This window comes from Bartonella sp. AA74HLJMH (assembly GCF_042197045.1).
Taxonomy (GTDB): domain Bacteria; phylum Pseudomonadota; class Alphaproteobacteria; order Rhizobiales; family Rhizobiaceae; genus Bartonella.
In genome coordinates this window covers 12,311-35,728 of record NZ_JBHIRJ010000015.1, presented here as the reverse complement: position 1 = coordinate 35,728, position 23,418 = coordinate 12,311, and the positions used below count along the sequence as shown (strand labels likewise).

Genomic DNA, 23,418 nt, shown 5'->3' with positions numbered 1-23,418 from the left:
AGAGAGATTAGAGCGGATTTTTCCGTTTTCAGATGTATAACCAGCACCAAGAGCAAATGCGGATTGTCCACGCCATGTGCCGCTACCAAATGAGACACTCAAAGATCCCGGCTCGTCGAAGTAACGTAGGTTGGATACTGCTAGACCAACGGCGGCTGCTTGCCTTGCCTCTTTGCGTACGCTCTTAATATCATAACTTAAAATATTAAACTTCATATCTGTATATCGGTCAGACCGATCAACAGCATCATCAATGGCATTAATAACAATATTATCCACCCGACTATCCGTATATTTTTTTGCATCATCGAGAACAATTTTCATCTGTTGCTGAGTGTAATCATGCAGTTGACCACCATTCACAGCTTCTTTCGAACCTTGTTCAATGCGACCATTGGCAACATTATCAATCATAACAGGTTCACTTTCGTTGCCACCTTTTAGAGTGATCTTATTGTTTTTTTTACCATCAGCATCTTTATCATAGTTAACTGCACCATCAGAAAGATTATTAACCGTGTTCTCAATATTATCAACTCTGTCTTCAATATTGAAAACCGTTTCACCAATATTCGTAACCGTAGTGGAAATATTGTCGACTCTGTTTTCAATATGCTTAATATCTTTTTCAACGCCAGTGATACGTTCGTTGGTTTCCCAAAGCTGTCCACCATTGACTGCATCTTTTGAACCTTCTGCAATTTTACCATCTGCTACATTGATAATCTTACTTGGTTGACCATCATGGCTAGCGTCATAAGCTTTTTTCTGCTCATTCCAATTTAAACCATTGGACGAGACATTGTTTTCAACACTTTGAATACGGTCGTTTATCTTAGACATACTCTCACTTACGCCGTCAAAAGCACTGGCAACGTTATGATAATCCTTCTTTTCACCAGAGCTCCCGTCAGCTTTGAATTGTGCTATCTTGAAAGTAGGAGCAGTCCATTCTCCATTATTATAGCCAGCGCCACCACCAAAATATGCAGCAAGCTGATTACTCATCAAATAAAGTTGCGAACCATTTATAGCATCGGTTGAGTTAGCAGAAATATCTCCATTAGCAAGAAACTTAATTTTGCTATTGGTTTTTTCCTCTCCATGCTGTGCTACAAATGCCTGCTCATCATTGCTCCACAACAAAGCATCCCCTTTGACTTCTTGTGTAATATCATTGATTTGTTGTGTAAAATTATTGACCACATTCGTGAGATGACTATTCACACTCTTCACATTTGCATCGAGACCACTCAAAGCTGAGCCAACATCATGATAATTGGCTTTTGCCACCTGACCATCTTCAACAATAACAGATAAACTATAGTTTGGTCCTTTAAAAGCACCATTTTCGAACGAGGCACCCCCACCAAAATAATTTGCTATATCTCCAGATATTTTATTAATTTGGTTCCCATTGATCGCATCATGCGAATCTTCAGCAATTATGCCATCTTTAACATTATGGAGAGCAACAGGGACTTGGTTATCCATCCCACCTAAAGTTATGCTACCATAATTAACGGTACCGTTTTCTTTATCATAAAGAACTGCAGCAGCACTTGTAAGATTAATATCATTAGAAATATTCTCGATACTTTTATCAAGCTGGGCTTTGTTAACAGCTTCATTACCATTCACAGCTGCCTTCACACCAGAAATTATCCTATCGTTGTCTGCATTATTTGCAATATTAATTATAGAACCTCCTGTTGCCTTACCTATGGTGATAGTACCTTCATTTTCCTCCTGCTTAACGAGGCTATTTTTTGTCGCATTCGCAATCTGATTTTGGATATTCGTGATAGAAGTATCAACAGCATTAAAAGTAGATTCAAAATCATTATGTGGCTTACCCTGAATAGTGTAAGTGGGAGCCTTACCGTTAGATATATCTGCACCACCACCAAAATATTTAGATGTATTTTGAGAAATTTTTGCTAGATCATTCGTAACAGTGGTAACATTCTGATTAGTAGCAAAGAGCTGCGAACCATTTACTGCATCGGTTGAATCTTCAGTAATATCTCCATTGGCAAGAAATTTAATTTTGCTATTGGTTTTTCCGTCTCCATGCTGTGCTACAAATGCCCGCTCATCATTACTCCACAACAAAGCATCCCCTTTAACTTCTTGTGAAATATTTGTGATTTTTTCATTGACATCTTTTACCACATTCGTCAGATGCGTATTCACACTCTTCACATTCGCATCAAGACCACTCAAAGCTGAGCCAACGTCATGATAATTGGCTTTTGCCACCTGACCATCTTCAACAATAACAGATAAACTATAGTTTGGTCCTTTAAAGGCACCATTTTCGAACGAGGCACCACCACCAAAATAATTTGCTATATCTCCAGATATTTTATTAATTTGGTTCCCATTGATCGCATCATGCGAATCTTCAGCAATTTTCCCATCTTTAACATTATGGAGGGAAACGGGTGCTGTAGTCTTATCACCACCCAAAGTTATGCTATTATAATTAACGGTATCTTTTTCTTTATCATAGAGAACTGCAGCAGCACTTGTAAGATTAATATCATTAGAAATCTTCTCTATACTTTTATCAAGCTGAGCTTTGTTAACAGCTTCATCATTTCGCTCTGCAGCTTTTACACCAGAAATTGTACGAGAATCACCAGATTTGTTTGCAACATTAATTTCTGTCCCCCCCGTTATCACACCAATGGTAATAGTACCTGCATCTCCTTCCTGCTTAACAAGGCTATTCTTTGCTGCATTAGTGATTTGATTTTGGATATTCGTGATAGAAGTATCAACAGCATTAAAAGTAGATTCAAAATCATTATGTGGCTTACCCTGAATAGTGTAAGTGGGAGCCTTACCGTTAGATATATCTGCACCACCACCAAAATATTTAGATGTATTTTGAGAAATTTTTGCTAGATCATTCGTAACAGTGGTAACATTCTGATTAGTAGCAAAGAGCTGCGAACCATTCACTGCATCGGTTGAATCTTCAGCAATATCTCCATTGGCAAGAAATTTAATTTTGTTGTTTTCTTTGTTTTCTCCATACTGTGCCAAAAATGCCTGCTCATCATTACTCCACAATAGAGAATCTTTAGAAACACCCTCAATTTTCTGAGTGAACTCATTAGCTACATGTGTTAAGCGACCATTCACATTGTTTATATTCTCATCAAGCCCTGTCAAAGCTGTACCAACATTATTATGGTCCTTAGTTACTGCTGCACCATCTTCAGAAATGTGCGATAAATGATAGTGCGGACCAAACAAGATACCGTCGTGAAAGTCCGCATCACCACCAAAAATACCTGCTATATCTCCAGATATTTTTTCAATCTGGCTACCATTAATTGCATCATTCGACCCTTTTGCAATTGTACCAGCTTGTACATTATGGAGAGAAACTGGTGCCGTAGTCTTATCACCACCCAAAGTCACGCTATTATAATTAATGGTGCCATCTGCATTTTTATCATAAAGAACCGCAAAGTTATTTGCTTCTTTAATGACCTTAATACTGTCCGTGATATCTGCAATTTCACCATCAAGTTGTTTTTTATTAACGGCTTCATCATCCTTAACTGCTTCTTTCACACCGGAAATTGCACGAGCATCACCTGATTTGTTTGCAATATTAATCTCTGTGCCTTCTATTTCCTTACCGATGATGATACGATTTGTCTCTTCTTCTCGCTTAACAAGGCTATTGCTTTTTATAGTGTCAACAACATCTGCAATCTGACCATCGAGCTGTTGTTTATTAACAGCGTCGTTATTGTTTACAGCAGCCTTCACACCGGAAATTATCCTATCTTCACCCGATTTGTTTGCAACATTGATTTCAGAACCACCTGTTTCTATACCAATGGTGATACGACCTTCTTCTCCACCATCTTGCTTAACAAGACTATTTGCTGCTATTTGATTTTTTATCTCTTGTAGCTGCGCAAAATTCACTGCATCATAAGGTTCTTCCCCAGCTGCCACTCCTGTAATCTGCTTATTGCCAGCATCAATACCATCCACAGTTATTCTAGCCCCATCAGCAAATATAATGCCATCATCACTTACAGAGCTTCTCCCAGCGGTAACTCGTTCCACTGTAATATTGTTAGCTAGATCAAATTTTACATTATTGTCTTCCGCACCTTTTGTGATCTTAAGGTTGTTACTTTCAGCCGACAAATCTACCGTACTCTTTATACCAATCGTTGTGGCATTTTTACCTCCAATAGACAGCTGCCAACCTTGGTCTACATAAGTTTTTAACGCTTTTAGCTGTGCAACATTAACAGCATCAGTAGAATAACTACCAGCAGCCACTCCTTCAAGCTGGCGTGTTACCTTATTTTTATAATCACCAATAGTCGCTGCATTTGCAGTACCTTTCCATACCTCACTGTTTTTATTTTTTTCGCTTAGCTCGATAGGACTGTAACCGTCAGCGCCAGCAAGCGATGTAGTCGCAGAACCGTCCCCAAGAACAACATTGCCATACGCCCGTGTTTCAGCCGCACGCGTTTCAGCATTCTTATCTATAACAATAGCTCCATTACGATCAGCCCTCACTTTTGAGGAGTAACCATTCGCGAATGTATATTCCTCAATGCTATCTTGATTATCATATACGGAACCTATCGCAATACCGTCTAGCCCTGAAGTGCGAGCCATAGAGTTTATGGCAAAACTTTTCTCTTTTGCCCTATATTTCTCTGGATCTAAAACAACAGCTTTTTTAGCCTTCTTATCCCTTTTTGAATCAGGAACGAGCGTGCTATTCACTGTGAAGATGTTTTGCGCATCTTCCCATGCAAATCTTCCGTCGACTGTTAAAACATTTATTACAGAATTATAACCATCTATACCACTGTTATAATCATCATACGCAGAAATAGTACTTTGCGGATAAACTACAGCGGCATTCTTCACATTTTCAAGAGATGCCTTTGTTAAATCGAGATTTGCTGAAAAAACAGGAGCAGCATTCGATAAAAACAAGGCAACCGCAGTTCCCAACGAAGCTACTTTAAACAATGATGATCGACGATGTGAGCGAGAAAAACTCAAATCACGCAGATTTTGTGTAGTATATAATTTTTTCATAATACCCCCTTCATAATAATAGATTAAAAACACAAAAAATGTATGCTCTAGAACTCTAAAGCTTTCTTATTTCCTTTGCGTGTTCCTGCTTTTACAGCGTGTTTTAGGACATAAATAAAATTAAGACATAAACTGTTGTTTCTACAGTGTCTTTAGAGGGTAATTAGGGGTAGGTTCGTGAAAGTCAATTTGAGGAAGGTAAAAAAATACTTAATATTAGAATGGATTTCGTTTTTCTATCAAAGGTTGTGTGTCGTTTTTAGCTTTGATCTCTTTGAAAGAGGTATAATTTTTTGTGCCTATTGATCATCCGTTTAAGCATTAGTTTATTTTTCGTGAATAAGATTTTTTTATTTCATAAGGGGATTTATGAAAGCTTTTTACTAAAATGCCCCATCTATATCCTTACTAATGGTAATGTGTCTCGTTGCTGTATCCTGTTTTACAAAAATACTCACTGCTACTTGTTCTTTTATTCCCTTCAGTTGTGAAAAATTCATTGTACTATCTAGCACCCATATCTTTAGCTGCCTCACCAGAAATAGACTGTTTCCACTCTTTTTTTCTTACGACTTCTCCTAAATCTTGCAACTGTCTCAGGTTCACCGCATCGGCAGATTTGCTATCAGCTGCTACGCCTATAATTTGTCGCGTTATGTTCTTACTAGGAACACCAATATTTACTGAAACTTTCGTACTTTTCCATTGAGATTAGGTGTTTTTAGCCAGTCCTTGCAGAACAGACGTATCCCCAAAAACGCCAGCAGTCCTACCAGACACAGAGCTGTTCCCGATAGCCCCCCATCAACCATCACTTTAGAATAGGAACCTAAAGCGATACTTCCAACCCCTTTTGCTTTTGAATAGAAGCCCATAGAAATAGCTTCTTGAGCAAATGCTTATGTACGGAGTGACCAAGAGCAATCGAACCATATTCTAAAGCTTTAGAAACAGCTGCTACTACTGTTGAATAATCACTCTTCGAAAGAGTATAATCATTTTCCCCGTGTTCGCTCTTCTTATTATATTCACCACCTACTGCGACACTGCTTTTCTCTAAAACATGAGCCATATTGCCTACAGCAACGCTCCATTCTTTTTCCGTTTGCGCTCCACTACCCTAAAGCAATACTTGTGTTTGGAGTACGTTGCATATCTGTAGAGCGTTGCATTATAAAGCATACGTTTAAAACTATACGAAAATAAAAGCTAAAACTGTCTTCTTTTAATAAAGGGTATATTCGTATTTACATTGCGTGAAGCATTTTAACAAATAAAAATAATAGCAATCAATTTTTTGAATCTTTACCACTAAGCTCTTTTATTCTCAACAAAAGTTGTAATAAGCTTTTTATATTCGGATTTTATATAATTACGGGAGTTTTATACATTTAGAATAGCTTTAGAGAGTTCTGGAAGAAAGTAAAAAATTTGCCCTTTTCTTAAATAAGAAAAAGGCAAATCAATTTTATGGATTTAGTCGTTTATTAGTTGAGTATCACATTAACCCCTGTACTTATACCCCAGTGACCTCCAGAAGTGGTAATTGACAAGTTGGAACCAATATCACCGTTCTCTGAAGTATAACCTGCACCAAAAGCAAAAGCAGATTGACTACGCCATAAACCACTACCAAATGCGATTGTTAATTTTCCAGGAATATCACTATAGCGTAAACCAGCTACTGCTAAACCAACAGCTGCAGCTTGTCTTGCCTCTTTTCGAACATCCTCAACAGCATAACTTAATGTCGAAAACTTCATATCCGTATACGAATTAGCCTCATTAACTCCATCTTTTACAAGATGAGAAATTTTCTCATCCGTATACTTATTGGCACTTTCAAGCACAAAATCTATCTTATCTTTTAATTGACCGCCATTAATCGCTTCTTTCGAATCCTTTTCAATCTTTCCATCGGCTACATTGGCTATTAATACTGGAGAACTTTCATCTCCACCAACTAAGCTAACTTTATTGGTCTTTTTGCCCGTTTTTTTATCTTTATCGTATTGTACAGATCCCTCCGTAACTTTATTTTCAATATCCTTGACCTGATCTGTAATCATTTGCTGAGTTTCCCAAAGCTGTCCTCCATTCACAGCTTCTTTTGAATCTCTGTCTACCTTGCCATCCTCTACATTGATAATCTTACTTGGACTCTTAACACCCTGAGCATCAACATGAGATGCATCATAGCTTCCTTTTTCTTCATTCCAATTCAGACTATTCGAAGAGGTACCTTTTTCAACTTCTTTTATACGATCGTTGATAGTGCTCATGCTGTCATTAACAACATCAAATGCTTCAGAGACATTATTACGCTCCTCTTTATCACCTTTCGTACCATCCTTATTAAAGACCTGAACGGTGAATTTTGGTCCTTGCCAGTTTCCTTCCTTATCATAACCAGCTCCTCCACCAAAATATGAGGCAAATGTCTGTTGAAGAGTATAAATCTGACCACCATTAATCGCATCAGTCGAATCTTCTGATATCTTTCCTTTCGCAAGGAACGTGATCTTGCTGTTTTCCTTTTTACCTTCTTCCCCATGCTGTGCTACAAACGCACCTGCATCATCACTCCACAACAACGCATTTTGCTCAATGTTGTCTGAAATCTCATTATGAAGATTCTTGAAAACCTTATTTACACCGGCAAACGCGGCTGCAATGCTATCATAATCCTCCTCTACAAAGCTTCCATCTTCTTGGAAAGTCATTATCTTGAAACCTGGAAGGACCCAGCCATCACCATCATACTTAGCATCACCACCAAAATACTTTGCTAGCGACTGATTCAGATCATAAATCTGTCCACCATTAACCGCATCACTCGAGCCTGATACTATAGAGCCAGCCGCAAGTGATGTGATCTTGCTTGCTTTTCTGTCTTCACCTTCCCCATGCAGAGCGACAAAAGCTTTGTCACCATCGCTCCAAGATAAAGAATCTTGTGCAACTCCCTCTGAGACCTCCTTAATGCGAGCGTTCACATTCTTGATATTCTCATCAAGCCCTTTAAAGGCAGAACCAACATCGGTATGCGGTTTATCTGTTACTTCACCACCTTTATCAATACTGGATAAATTATAAGTTGGCCCTTTAAAAGCACCATCCTTAAATTCAGCATCTCCACCCAACAATTTTGCTATATCCATTGAAAGAATGTGAACCTGTCCTCCATTGATAACATCCGTTGAGTTTTCCGCAATCGATCCGGCGGCTACATTATGGAGCGCAACAGGTGTAGCATCCTTCCCTTTCCCAAAAGTTACATTTGTATAATCAGTTTGATTATCTGTTGTTTTATCGTAAAGAACAACAGAAGAACTATCCGACAGAAGGGTATCAGAAAGATCCTTCAAACCTTTATCAAATTGTTCTTTGTTCACAGCTTCATTGGCTTTTTCTGCTGCCTTTACACCAGAAAGAGTTCGATCCTTACCACCCTTGTTTGCGATATTGATTTCACTACCTTCTACTCCTTTACCAATGTTGATAATACCTTCATTTTTCGTAACAAGCAAATTACTGATTACATCGCTGATCGCAGTTTGAACCTTTGTGAAAAGTTTACCCACACCTGAAAATGCATCTGATACATTCTTATAGCTTGATTCAGCTTCAGTGCCATCATCATTGATAATTTTTAGCTTAAAATCAGGAACTTTCAATTCCCCATCCTTATATTCAGCGTCATCAGAAAAATATTTTGCAACCTTATCGCCCAGTGAATAAAGTTGAGAACCATTTACGGCATCCATCGATTCTTTCGTAATATCTCCTACAGCAAGCGATGTGATTTTACTTGCCTTTCTGTCATCACCTTCCCCATGCTGAGCGACAAAAGCTTTGTCAGCATCGCTCCAAGATAAAGAATCTTGTGCAACTCCTTCTGAGACTTTCTTAATGCGAGCATTCACATTCTTGATATTGTCATCAAGTCCTTTAAAGGCAGAACCAACATCGGTATGCGGTTTATCTGTTACAACACCTTTTTCATCAATATTCGATAATTTATACTCTGGTACTTTAAAGTTTTTTCCATCAAAGGATACATCTCCACCTAAAATTTTTGATAAATCCCCAGTGATTGTATGAAGCTGGCCACCATTAACGGCATCTGTCGAATTTGTGCTAAGATCTCCACCCGCAAGACCTGTTATTTTTTTACCTGCAGCATCAATACCATCCGCTATTACTTTGGGACCATTTTCAATAGTTAAGCCCGTTTTATCTAAAGTGATGTCTTTTAATTTTACACTGTTCAATGTGACATCTTGTGCCAAATCAAATGTTATTTTTTTGTCTTTATTGTCTGTTGTATCACTATTTTTAATCTCAAAGTTTTTGCTTCCAGAAACCAAATTTAATATATCACCCGGCTGAAAGTTTGAAACAGCCTTATCATTAAGAGAAAGTGTCCACCCTTGTGCTACAAATTCTCTTAATTTTTTCAGCTGTGCAATGTTGACGGCATCAGTGTCTGCATAACCCGCTGCCACACCTGTAAGCTGTCGTGTTATCTTATTCGGAGTATCACCAACACTAAAAGCTCCTTGAGTGCTCTTCCATATCACACCATCATCCGTTGACTGGCTCCCTATGGAAGGATCATAGCCAACTGCGGACACTGAGTTACGAGAAACAGATTTATAACCCACAGCAACACCACCCTCAGGAAGTACTTGTACATTTGAACCTAATGCCATACTATTTTTAGCTGTTGCAGCTGAAAGTCCACCTAATGCAATACTATTTTCACCAGATGCATTTGCAAAACCACCTAATGCAATACTATTTTCACCAGATACATTTGCAGAACCACCTAATGCAATACCATTGTTAGCAGTTGCACTTGAAAGCTTACCTATAGCAATACTTTCTTGCCCACCTTTTCCCTCACTGGCAGCAATTGTAATGCTCTCCGTTTCGGCATGCCATTTAAAGACACTATCATCGGCAGCTTTTTTAATCTCATTGTGAAGATTTACATAAGACTTACCCACACCCTCAAAGGCTTTGGCTACATTTGGAAAACTTTCTTCTTCAATCTCATTCGTCTCAGGATTTAAAGTTTTAATTTTGAACTCTGGATTATCCCATTGACCATTCGTAAATTTAACACCACCGCCTAAATATCCAGCTATATGGGTAGCTACAACATTCAACTGACTACCATTTACCGCCTCTTGTGAATCTGCACTAAGATCACCAAATGTAACACCCATTACCTTTTTATTTCCAGCATCAATACCACCGGTGGTTATTTTCGGACCATCAGTAATTACTAAGCCCGTGGCATCGAAGGTATTTGTACCTGCTTTTAAGCTTGTTAACATAATGTCTTGAGCCAGATCAAATTTTACTTTATTGTTATCTTCGCCCTTTGTAATATTTAGGTTGCTACTTCCTGCGGAAAAATCTACCGCGCTATCCATAAAAACGGTTGTAGCATTTTTATCTCCAACAGAGAATTTCCAACCGTTTTGTCTTACAACTTGTTCTAAGTCCTGCAACTGTCTAAGGTTCACTGCATCGGTAAAATTAGAACCAGCTGCTACGCCTGTAATTTGTCTGGTTATACCCTTACTATAATCACCAAATGAAACTGTTCTCTCTTTTTCATCAGAACTATCGGTTAGAGAAGAGCCGATTGCAATGCTATTTTTAGTATTTCTACTACTACCAGCTAAAGCAGTTAAGCCGATAGCAATCCCTTGGTCAGCCTTCGTCTGCGCTACCTGCCCGGAAACAATAGCATCATGCGCTTCTCCCTGAGCTCGTTCACCATAAATAAGAGAATTACCCAAATCCTGACTGCTAGTTATCTGATCTCCCTTTACAACTCCTGGAGTTAAAGCTGCTCTTGTTATTTTTTTACTTCCAGCATTCATATCAATTGAACGTATCGAATCGCTGGTTTCTGCCAAAACATTCACTATAGGACTATAATCACTTACACCAGTAAGAGTTTTGGTTAAAAAATTTTCATAGTCATCAGCAGCACTTACCTTGGATGTCAAAGCAACATTCAGCGCTGTTAAATAATTTTCCTGTGATGAACTAGAAGAATCCAAATCATTCGAAAAAACAGGGGAAACACTGGCTAAAAGTGCCGCTATTGAAGTCAAGGATAGGACTTTAATAAAAGGAAAACGAGAAAATTTTAAACTGCTCCCTGCTAATTTTGTATATAATTTTTTCATAATGAACTCCCCAATGAAAGAAATAACTATAAACACAAAAAAGACACATTTAAACGCTATTAGGTCCCCTAAAATTGGTTTTTCTAAACGTATTCAAAAATTTAGTACCTGACTGAAAAGATAGAGAAGTTGTGTTTTAGGTTTTATGGTTAATGCGTTTTGCTCTTTTACATTTCCTAAGAAAGTAATTTTTTTGTGGTGATTGGTTTTTTTTAACCTTTAAACTTATTGGTTGTTTTTTGCAAGGGGTAGAGTTAATTTAGCATATTGTTTTATAGCTTCTTCCAGTAAAGTTGAAATACATTTGAATGGAGATTTTTGTCTTAAAAGCTTTTTAATAGATTTGTAGAGAGCAAAAGGTTTTTTATCTGTAGAGTGCTACAGATTTTTCAGATTTAAAAATTAAAGAAGAAAATAATAAACTTATAATTTATGAAAAAACTCATTATCTTATTTTGAAATAAGAAGTTCATTTTGTTGAAAGCGTCCGGTTTTTCTGTTTTTTAAACCTGTATTTATCGTTAGCGCTTATCAATTTATATATATTTTTTTACATACGTAACAACAATTCACCCCTGCCTCATGAGACAGGGGTGAAAAGGAATTTTTATGTATTTTGTTTATTATCAATTCAATGTCATATTGAATCCCGCACCTACACCCCAGTGACCTCCAGAAGTTGTTGCGGATATGTTAGAGCGGTATTTTCCATTTTCTGAGGTGTAACCTGCACCAAAGGCAAATGCAGACTGACTACGCCATAAACCAGTACCAAATCCAACGCTTAATTTTCCAGGTGTATCATTGTAGCGTAAGTTAGACACTGCAAGACCAATAGCCGCTGCTTGTCTTGCCTCTTTTTTCACACTCTCAATACTATAGTTTAAAATATCAAACTTCATATCTGTATATTGCTTAGCCCGATCAACAGCATCATCAATCGCATCAATCACAATATTATTAACCCGTTGATCTGTATACTGCTTGGATTCATCAAGAATAATCTTTATCTGTTCTTTAGTATAATCATGAAGTTGACCACCATTTACAGCCTCTTTCGAGCCTTTTTCAATTTTACCATCAGCTACATTATCAATCAGAACAGGTTCACTGGCATCCCCCCCCGCTAATGTGATTTTATTGGTTTTTTTGCCGTTTTCATCTCTATCATAACGAACAGCGTCCTCTTCAATGCCGTCAACTCTATTATTGATGTTATCAACTTTGGCATCAATATTGATAACTGTATCACCAATATCAGCAATCGTATTGGAAATGGTATCAACTCTGTTGGTAAGATGCTTCACATCTTTTTCGACACCAGTGACACGTTCATTGGTTTCCCAAAGTTGCCCACCATTGACGGCATCTTTCGAGCCTTTTTCAACTTTACCATCAGCTACATTGATAATTTTATTCGGCTTTCCATCGCGACCAGCATCATAGGTTTTTTCTTTATCATTCCACTTTAAAGCATCTGAATCGACCTTGTTGATGACATCATCAATACGGTTATTAATATTTGACATATTTTTATTGACGTCACCAAAAGCATCAGCGACATTATGATGCTCTGTCTCAACAGTCGTACCATCAGCATTGACTTGAACAATCTTAAAAGTAGGATCTGTCCACTTGCCATTCTCATATTTGGCACCGCCACCGAAATAATTCGCAAGTTGGTTATTCATGGAATAAAGTTGGTTGCCCGTAATGGCATCTGTTGAACCTTGAGCAATCTTACCATCTAAAAGATACTTCAATTTGCTGTTTGTTTTCTTGCCATCTTTTTCATGACGTGCCACAAATGCTTCTTCCTCATCATCCCACAGTAAAGCATCTTTAGAGAAATCTTCAATTTTCTGGTTAAACTCATTGGATACATTCGTTAAGCGTTGATTCACATCTTGAACATTTTTATCAAGACCTGTTAAAGCATCACCAACATTGTAAAAATTAGCCTTCCCTACTTCACCACCTACAATAGCGGATAAAGTATATTTCAGCCCTTCAAAAGCACCGTTAATGAACTTTGCACCACCACCAAAAAACTTTGCAATATCTGCTGATATTTTATTAATCTGACTACCATTGATTGCATCGTTGGAATTTTCAGAAATGCTACCATCTTTTACGTTATGAAGAGCAACTGGTCCGTTGTTCTTATCGCCGCCCAAAGTTACACTACCATAATTAACACTATTATCGTCATTCTTATCATAGAGAACCGCAGCAGCAGTTACTGTCTCAATATCTTTAGTAATATCCTTTATGCTTTTATCAAGTTGGTCTTTGTTAACAGCTTCATCACCCTTCTCTGCTGCCTTAACACCAGAAATAGAACGCGCTACACCAGCATATCCCGCAATATTGATCTCAGTACCAGCTGTATCCTTACCTATGGTAATAACATCTGTATTTTTCTCTTGCTTAACAAGACTATTTTTTACCACTTCGGAAATCTTATTATCAATATTTGTGATAGAAGTATTAACACCTGTAAACGCTTCCGTAACATTATGATAGGTCTCCCCCTGAATAAGGAAAGCTGGTTCTATACCGTTCAATACATCTGTACTACCACCAAAATATTTCGATGTATTTTGAGCGACTGTTTTGAGATCATTGTTAACAGTGGTAACCTTCTCATTCGTAGCAAAAAGTTGTGAACCATTTACTGCTTCAGTAGATGTTTGAGAAAGTTCTCCATCTTTTATACCGGAAAGTGTTCTTTCTTGATTATCTTTATTTGCAATGCTTATTTTAGTACCACCTGTCGCCTTACCAACGGTAATAAGACCTTCAGAACCTCCTTCTTGTTTCACAAGACTATTTTCTGTTACATTATTAATCTGATTATAGATATCCGTAATAGAATTATCGACACCTTTAAAAGCATCAGCAACATTATGATGCTTTTTCTCAACAATAGTGCCATCCTCATTACGCTGAGAAACTACGAAAGTAGGAGCATACCATTCTCCATTTTCATCATATCCAGCACCACCACCAAAATAAGAAGCAACGTCCTTCATTGAAAGGACTAAATGATGATTAACATGTCTGATATTTGTATCAAGCCCTGACAAAGCCAATCCAACATCATTATATTCCCGCTGTTTTACCTGACCATTTTCATCAATAGTAGTTAAATTATATCTCGGTTTTCTAAAGACTCCATTCTCGAATGAGGTCCCACCACCAAAAAATTCAGCAACATTTTGGGATATTTTATTAATCTGGCTACCATTAATTGCATCATGCGATTGATCGGAAATCTCTCCATCTTTGACGTTATGAAGAGCAACTTGCCCGTTAACCTTATTACCTCCTAAAGTTACACTCTCATAATTGACAGTGCTATCATCATTTTTATCGTAAAGAACCGCAGAGGCACTTATATTCTCAATATTGTTGTTAATCTTTCCTATACTTTCATCGAGTTGTTTTTTATTAACTGCTTCATTATCGTTCTCTGCAGCTTTCACGCCCGCGATAGTCCGAGCTCCTCCACTGCCTGTAATATCAATTTTCGTTCCACCTTTTTCCTTACCAATGGTGATATCCCCTTCATTTTCCTCTTGCTTGACAAGGCTATTTTTTGTCGCATTGGAAATCTGATTAGAAATCTCCGTGATAGAATTATTGACAGAACTAAAAGCAGAACTAACATCATTATGTGTAGTGCCCTGAATCGTATAGGTTGGCGCTTTACCGTTAGCTATATCTGTATCACCACCAAAATACTTCGATATATTTGTACTTATACCGTCAAAGCCATTACCCAACTTACTAATCTTTTGGTTAGTTTCATAGAGCTGCGAACCATTTACTGCATCCGTTGAATCTTCAGAAATGTCTCCATTCAAAAGAGAGGTAAGCTTGCTGTTTGTCTTCTGTCCTTCTCCGTGGAGAGCAACAAATGCCTGCTCATCATTACTCCACAACAAAGCGTCCCCTTTGACTTCTTGTGTAATATTCGTGATTTTTTCATTGACATCTTTTACTACATTCGTCAGATGCATATTCACACTCTTCACATTTGCATCAAGACCACTCAAAGCTGAGCCAACGTCATGATAATTGGCTTTTGCCACCTGACCATCTTCAACAATAACAGATAAACTATAGTGTGGTCCTTTAAAGGCACCATTTTCAAACGAGGCACCACCACCAAAATACTTTGATATATTTTTAGCAATTGTTGTCAGATTATTTGTAACAGTGTTAACATTCTGATTAGTCGCAAAGAGCTGCGAACCATTCACTGCATCGGTTGAATTTTCAGTAATATCTCCATTGGAAAGAAATTTAATTTTGCTATTGGTTTTTCCGTCTCCATGCTGTGCTACAAACGCCTGCTCATCATTACTCCACAATAGAGAATCTTTAGAAACACCCTCAATTTTCTGAGTAAACTCATTAGCTACATGTGTTAAGCGGCTATTCACATTGTTGACATTGTCATCAAGTCCTGTCAACGCTGAGCCAACATCAGTATGTACCTTCTGTCCTACAGTACCATCTGCAGAAACAGTAGATAAATTATATCTTGGTCCTAAAAAAGAACCATCTTGAAATACAGTACCCTCGCCAAAAAACTTTGCAATATCTCCGGATATTGTATTAATTTGGTTCCCATTGATAGCATCATGCGAATCTTTAGCAATTTTGCCATCTTTGACATTCAAAAGAGCAACTGGTCCTGTACTCTTACCGCCACCTAAAGTCACACTGTTATAATTAACGGTTTCATCTGCATTTTTATCGTAGAGGACAGCAAAAGCATTCGCTTCCTGAATATTGAAAACCTCCTTGCCAAGATCAGTAACCGTAGCTGATATATTAGTAACCTTATCGTTAATATGGACAATATCCTTTTCAACATCTGTAACACGCTCATTCGTCTTCCAAAGCTGCCTACCATTAATTGCATCATACGACTCTTCAGTAATTTCACCATCTTTAACATTGTGCAGAGCTACCTGCCCACCAGTCTTACCGCCACCTAAAGTCACACTGTTATAATTAACACTGCTATCACCATTCTTATCGTAGAGAACTGCAAAAGCACCACCCTCCTTAATATTGTTAATAGTATCAGTAATAGTTGCAATTTCACCATCGAGTTGTTTTTTATTAACGGCTTCATTGTCTCTCTCTGCGGCCTTTACACCAGAAATACTACGGTCTCCCCCACTGCCTGCAACATCAATTTTCGTACCATCTTTTTCCTTACCAATGGTGATAAGTTTCTGTTCTTCATCCCATTTAACAAGACCATTTCCTGCTATTTGATTTTTTACTTCATTCAGCTGTGCAACATTAACCGCATCAGTCTCTGCACTCCCCGCTGCCACTCCATAAACTTGTTTATTACCAGCAAAAATACCGCTACCAGTCATACGCGGACCACCAGTAATCACGAAACCAAGGTCGCTTAATTGGGTTTTTCCTGCTTGTACACGTCCAACTGTAATGAAGTCATTCAAATCAAATTCTACTGTTTTATCATCTTTTCTTACAATTTTAATGTTCTTGTTTTCATAATTCTCAAGTTCAGCTCCAGCAAAATTGACTGTTTCACCAGGCAGAATATCCACAGCAGCTTCACCATTAACAGATAACTTCCATCCCCCTGCTTTTGATACCAATTGTCTTACCTCGCTCAACTGCGCATAATTGACTGCATCGGTATCGCTTTTCCCTGCTGCTACGTCTGTAATCTTTTTATTTCCAGCAGAAATACCATCCAAAATCATTCTTGGCCCATTCTCAATAATAAAGCCTTCACTATTCATAATGCTGTTGCCTGTCGTGACACTCGTAAGCTTAAGAGTATCATTCAAAGAAAATGTGACTTTATTATTATCTTTTTCAATCTTGATATTTTTGCTTCCGTCCCCGCTCACTGCCGCAACAATATCTACTGTACTTCCTGCCCCAACATCTGTAGCATTGTTACCATCAACAGAAAGTTTCCAGCTTCCTCCCGCCTTTGATATCAATTCTTTTACATCGTTCAGCTGTGCAACATTAACCGCATCAGTCTCTGCACTCCCCGCTGCCACTCCATAAACTTGTTTATTACCAGCAAAAATACCGCTACCAGTCATACGCGGACCACCAGTAATCACGAAACCAAGGTCGCTTAATTGGGTTTTTCCTGCTTGTACACGTCCAACTGTAATGAAGTCATTCAAATCAAATTCTACTGTTTTATCATCTTTTCTTACAATTTTAATGTTCTTGTTTTCATAATTCTCAAGTTCAGCTCCAGCAAAATTGACTGTTTCACCAGGCAGAATATCCACAGCAGCTTCACCGTTAACAGATAACTTCCATCCCCCTGCTCCTTCTACGACAGCTCTCATAGCTTTCAACTGTGCCACATTGACGGCATCAGTATCTGCAGTACCAGCCGCCAACCCAGTAATCTGGCGTGTTATACTACCGTCAGCTTTTCCAACACTGATTGCACTTTTTGTACTTTTCCATGCACCATTGTTTTGTTGTGAATTTTTGTTACTTACAGGATCATAACCAGCAACATTATTAACAACACTGGCAACGGAAGCTCCCCCCAAAGCAACTCCGTCTCCAGCAATCACCTGTGCATTTGGACCAATTGCAATCGAATACTTTGTTTGAGCTTGAGCAGCATAACCTATCGCAATCGTATCTTGATCCTTCGCTTCTGCGTTATTCCCCATAGCAATGCCGTGGATACCGGTTGCAAGTCCACCAATAGCAACTGCTAATTCTCCTGATGCACTTGCCTTATAGCCTAGAGCCAAACTACTTTTACCAGTCGCTTTTGTACTTGAACCAACTGAAACCGCATTTTGCGCACCGGCTTTAGCGGCATAACCTATCGCAATCGCATCTTGACCACCTGTAGCCGCGCTGCTACCAAACGCAATACTATCAATGCCATCTGCCTTTGAAAGCCCACCTATAGCGATAGACGATCTTTTTACCGTTTCCGATCCAATCCCTATGGCAACACTTGCTGCTCCATTCGCAAGAGCAGAAACACCAAAAGCTTGTGCTCCTCCACTCTTTGCAGTTGCACCCGCACCAAATGCTGTTGAATAATTCCCTGTTGCAGCAGATCCACAACCGGTTGCAAAAGAATACACACCATAAGCCTCAGGCATAGCACTCGTGCTACCACCTGTAAGCTTCCCCATATAACCAGTGCTGCTGTTGCTCGTATTACTATCACCACTCCAAGTGACCTTATCAGTGGTCACGCCATAAGGATAACGACCAGAAAAATTTGTATTTTTGATAAATCTATCATATTGCTGCTCTGCGGTTATTTGATTAGTACTAGCAATTGACTCCTGTTGCTTGCCACCACGACCAATGACATTATCCACACCACAGTAATTATCATCACCCGCAAAAACAATACTGCCATGGCTACCATGGTCATAAGACACACCAGAACCATTCGTGCTCATAGTTTTGTCACCCGTTATCGCGAGATTCGAAGCAACAACAGGAGAAACACTCGATAAGAGTGTGGCCATTACCGTACTAAGAGAGACAACTTTAATTAAATTTGGTGTGGAATATTTTTTTTTCATAAGAATCTCCTCCTACAGAGTTCAACATCATCACAACGCGCGAAAACACACATGGCAAAACCCTTAGTTTGCGCACTTCAAAAACCAATAAATCAAGACAAAACTCCCCCCCTACGATACCGATACTTATCCGGCATCGACCTAAAATCTCTGCAACAACATCGAATCTAGAAAAGTCCCCACCCCTTTTAGCTAGAGGGATTCAAGCTAAAAAATAAATAAAAACACAAAACTTTGAAAATATACTGTTATCTCCATTCAAAAATACTGCGATTTATCTCTTAACAAAAATAGTTTCACTAAAGAGCAATTCTACTTTTCAAATAAAGCGCATCAGAAGAATGGCAAGAGTGTAAAAATTATTTTTTATAAATTTATAAAAATACTTCTCAATAAATTAGCTGTTCTTATAAGCACAAATTTATGATTTTTTAACTTATAGCATAATGTAATAATGACGATTATCATGATAATCTCACTTTTTGTTGCGAGGTAAACTGTTTCAATATATTATACATCTCTTTGAAAGAAATCTGTCTTAAATATAATGATGCACGCTCTGTAAAAAGTTTTAACGTGCTCATCTTATCATCTTCATAAAAAGACAAAAGCGCGCCTATAAATAGTCTTTCGTTCTTCTCTCTTATATATCTGTTACCCTTCTATAGGAACAAAACATCGTCATTGTATTTTCACTATTGTATAAATTTTTTAATATCACAAACCGAAAAGAAGCTATTTTCTAAACTCTTTCCTCTCACAGAACCCACTGTATTTTCACTGTTGTCAGTATCTTTTCCCTCAACCAACAAATATTTCAGGAATGGCACTATATTAGCTTCTTTTTGAAGAAATTTTGTTTGTATCACTACTCGTCATTCTTTTTATGAACCATTTTATCTTTAATCAGAGAAATATATTGATTTATAATGATAGTTTCTCGTTTTTCAGATCGAATAAGAGACTCGAAGATCGTGAGATTTTCACATTCCAAACTTGGTTATACAGCAGAAAATCAAAAAAGTTTTATTTTTTTAAAGGCTGTTCATTCGTATCTTATGAAATTTCTAGATGTGCTTTTCAGTTTCGATTTTACGCTTTAAATGTAATTTTAAAAGTGGCAAAGTGGCTTCGACTTCTTCCATATCATTGAGGTTTTGAATAAGCTCTTGCAATTTTCCATAAAGCTCTGCTGCTAATTCCGCAACATCTTCAGGAGAAAGTGTTATTTTTGCATCATGATAGGTCGTATAAACTAAATGTCCCAGCTTTTTCATCAGCCCAGTAGGAATCGCCTGCGGTTTAAAACCAGCTGCTTTCGCCTTTGCCACATCTGAAAACATCTCGCCATTGCCCGTTACTAGCCAATCTAATGAAACACCACAAATTTCTTGATATTTGGAGAGCGCAGAGGCTGTAGGCTCACTTATACCAGTTTCATAAGTTCCTATAGAGCCAGCAGTGATACCAAGATGTTCAGCAAACTGCTTACGCTCTGTAAAACCAAGAGCGTGACGCACTTCACGAAAACGTTTTGCCAACTCAGTTTTAGGTTTTGCTTCCGGACGAGCCAAAAAAAACACTCCAAAATCAATATAATTGTTGACTAAATAATTATATTGATTTACATCTATTATTACTGCCCCTTAAAAAGAGCAGTTATCACATACATAACCCCACAAAAACAGATGTTGCAGCATCCGTTTAAGCAGGAGCGAAAATTATGACAATTACAAAAATGCAATCGCCGTGGTATTTTTCTGAGCTGCGCCCCTGTAATATAACCTTGGAAAAACTCAAGCCTATCAGAGGCTATTTTCCAGAGTCAAAAACATTTGGACACAGGCCAATGAAAAAACTAAATGCGCCACTGCCAACTCTATCAGTTTGCATGCCAAGCCAATTCTTGCCAACTGCTTTCTCAAAAGTTGCAGTCATATTCTTTCAAAAGCAAAAAGCCTAATACGATTCTCTTCATTTCACGCTGTGTAATATACCACTGAAATCTTATTACAAAAATATGCTAATGCATTTCCCATAGGTTTTTATAAGGTAAAAAGTTTATCAATGTCTAAAAATCAATATAAAATAGGCAAAATAATTGGTATTCTACAAAAAATGAGATTATCACTCGTTATTAAAAAGTTAGACGTTTACAAACCCTGTTTGCTTATTTTATATATTAATGGCACTGATTTAGCTGTAATTGGCAATAGAGCTTTCAGGGTGTTTGGTTTATCGTCAGAATACTCTTCCTCTACGCATATTAAAAGCCTTTTAGCAATGTATTTTAAATGCTATAAATTCTATAGTAAACACATTGCCATCCATATTTACAATTGGGCGCTTCAAAATCTTGGAGTAATAAAATCTTTAATAGGCTTTGATTTAAAAGCGCGTATTTTGCAGAAAATTGACAAAACCATGAGGTTCGTATACATGGCAATTTTAAGTGATGATAGTGGAGTGATACTTAAAAAAGCTGCATGGAAACCCGCAACGTTGAGGAATTAAGCATGACCTCTTTATGCGATAAAGAATTATCTGATACACTGGTTGGTCTTTATGACGACTATCAACGCGGTTTCGACATTGGAGAAGAGCTTAAACTGTGCGTGGATTTGGCGTTATCTCTTGAATTGGAACTCAGTATTCACCGTTTAAGTGAAACAGATGCTGTTTTAAAAAAAGAGATTGTGCAAACCTTGCATCGTCGTAGAAATACTCATTCCAATGAAGATGAAATTGATACAATTTTTCATATGGATTTTGAAAAACAAAAATAATACAATAATCTCCCCATATGATACGATATTACCTCATCGCTTTACTTTCTGCTACGCTTAGACAAAAAACTTTCAAGAAGATTTAAAGTGTTACGTTTTCGTCTTCTTAACAACAGTGAGATGAATTAAAGAAACGCATCAATTCTTTTAGATCATTATCAAAAAATAGAGAGTATTCTCTAGCATACATCAATTTATGCTTTGTTCATTAAGCACCAACTTTTACATTTTCTCAACTCTCCTTTAAAAGCAAAATGTGAAATGTACTGCAGCGTAAATATTTATAAAATAGCGTATGTTGTCCACACTTAAATGTAATTTATTGTTTTTCATGTTTATAAAACAGCACTATGAGTATTCCAACAAACGCAACAATGCTTTGAAAAAAATATATCGATTGAGGTGATATGTTACTGTTATCGCTTGCCATGATGAGATAGACTCCGAGGATCAAGCATCCAGAGATACCATTAAAACTTGCCTGCAATCTTCCTTGGTATTCAGGATCACAAGAGAGTTGTGATAAAGAAATCGAAAGAGCCCAACTCGAAAGTCCAAATCCAATCATAAAGTAAACAGGAAAAACAACAAAATTGTGTGTATTAACAGATAAAATAGCGAGGCCAATAGCCATAAAAGCTAATAAAATGGCTAATGTTTTCCTGATAGATAAAACTTTACAAAGAAGTGGTGAAAAAAACGCACCTGTCAATACGCCCATAGAATAAAGCACCTCAAATATTGCAAAGATCCTGCTATCCGCATGTAAAACCTCTTGTATATAAGGAACGAGAATAACAGGAATGGTCATCAAAAGAGTCATAATAATCATCTGGCTTATATAAGGTACAAAAAGAGCCGGATTCTGTTTAAAATAATGAAGGGATGCTGTATAATTTTCCCACCAATTTTGCTGGTTTTGATTTTTAGATTTTCGGTTTTTAGGTACCTTCATTGCAAAATTAAATAAACCAGCAAGGATAAAGAATATACCACCTATTAGAAGAGTTCCTTTTGTTCCTGCATAGGATAGTATAAATCCACTTAAGCCCATACCTACGATAGTGCCAAGTTCATAAACCATATCGATGGTCGCATTTGCATTGATGAGCTGTTCCTTCAGCACAATACTTTGAATTAAAGAAATAGCTGATGGCATATAAAAAGGAATAAAAATACCCAAAAGAGCAGATAAGACCATCAATTCAATTTCTATACCAAAATGCCAAAGCATTACCCAGCCCACGATTACCAAACCTCTCACAAGATTTGAAATAATAATCTGCGTTTTACGGTTATATTTATCTGCCAATATGCCAAAAATAGGCGCAAAAATAATGCCAGGCGTCCAAAGAAAAAGCATCATCAACGCTACACCACGGATTGAGCCCGTCTGATTGTAAGCGATCCATGACAATGTAATATAATTTAGTCCACTTCCAAATGTAGCAAATAAGCCGCTCAAAGTAAAATAGAGAAAAGTTCTATTTTCAAATAAAGCAATGCGTTCCTTCAAATTTGAAGTGAACATAAATTATCCTCTAAAATGAATACCAGTCGATATGCATAATACATCCTGTTTAAAAACAGGCATTCTTACAATTTTTATTTTAGATCATTAAATTTAAGAAAGCAAAATTTCTTTTTTGAGGCTTTTACAATCTTTGTGCTGTTTTATGATTAATTCTTCTATGAAAACGGAACATTTATGGACAAAAACAAAAT

9 protein-coding genes are annotated in these 23,418 nt (G+C 37.5%); 3 read left to right on the top strand and 6 right to left on the bottom strand.

The window, feature by feature from the left end; translation table 11 throughout:
• From ACFINH_RS07460 to ACFINH_RS07440, 5 genes are all read right to left on the bottom strand, one after another.
• Window positions 1-5,100, bottom strand: a 5,100-nt coding sequence (locus tag ACFINH_RS07460; protein WP_375632546.1) for a Vomp family autotransporter, incomplete at its 3' end; no start/stop codon positions are given.
• A gap of 829 nt (window positions 5,101-5,929) precedes the next feature.
• Window positions 5,930-6,172, bottom strand: coding sequence for a hypothetical protein (locus ACFINH_RS07455; RefSeq protein ID WP_375612878.1), 243 nt, complete (start codon window positions 6,170-6,172; stop codon window positions 5,930-5,932).
• 415 nt (window positions 6,173-6,587) lie between these two features.
• Entirely contained in the window at window positions 6,588-11,312 is a 4,725-nt protein-coding gene (locus ACFINH_RS07450) for a YadA-like family protein (protein WP_375632545.1), read from the bottom strand.
• A gap of 626 nt (window positions 11,313-11,938) precedes the next feature.
• On the bottom strand, window positions 11,939-18,907 hold the full coding sequence (locus ACFINH_RS07445) for a Vomp family autotransporter (protein WP_375632544.1): 6,969 nt from the start codon (window positions 18,905-18,907) through the stop codon (window positions 11,939-11,941).
• Window positions 18,908-19,974: 1,067 nt separating this feature from the next.
• Window positions 19,975-20,481 carry a helix-turn-helix domain-containing protein gene (locus ACFINH_RS07440; RefSeq protein WP_375632543.1) on the bottom strand — a complete coding sequence of 169 codons (507 nt, stop codon included), beginning with the start codon at window positions 20,479-20,481 and terminating at the stop codon, window positions 19,975-19,977.
• A 149-nt stretch (window positions 20,482-20,630) separates the two neighbouring features.
• On the opposite strand from ACFINH_RS07440, the gene ACFINH_RS07435 reads away from it, so the two are divergent.
• The 3 genes from ACFINH_RS07435 (at window position 20,631) to ACFINH_RS07425 (ending at window position 21,693) form a co-directional block, all read left to right on the top strand.
• Window positions 20,631-20,870: a hypothetical protein gene (locus ACFINH_RS07435; protein WP_375612875.1), complete on the top strand. Its 240-nt coding sequence runs from the start codon at window positions 20,631-20,633 to the stop codon at window positions 20,868-20,870.
• 104 nt (window positions 20,871-20,974) lie between these two features.
• On the top strand, window positions 20,975-21,421 hold the full coding sequence (locus ACFINH_RS07430; RefSeq protein ID WP_375632542.1) for a hypothetical protein: 447 nt from the start codon (window positions 20,975-20,977) through the stop codon (window positions 21,419-21,421).
• A 2-nt stretch (window positions 21,422-21,423) separates the two neighbouring features.
• The gene (locus tag ACFINH_RS07425; protein ID WP_012754562.1) at window positions 21,424-21,693 is read left to right on the top strand and encodes a hypothetical protein; all 270 of its coding nucleotides are present in this window, start codon (window positions 21,424-21,426) and stop codon (window positions 21,691-21,693) included.
• Between the two features lie 319 nt (window positions 21,694-22,012).
• Here ACFINH_RS07425 and ACFINH_RS07420 read toward each other — a convergent pair whose 3' ends face one another.
• Complete coding sequence (locus tag ACFINH_RS07420) at window positions 22,013-23,224, bottom strand: MFS transporter (protein WP_375632541.1); 1,212 nt, start codon at window positions 23,222-23,224, stop codon at window positions 22,013-22,015.
• Window positions 23,225-23,418: the final 194 nt, after the last annotated feature.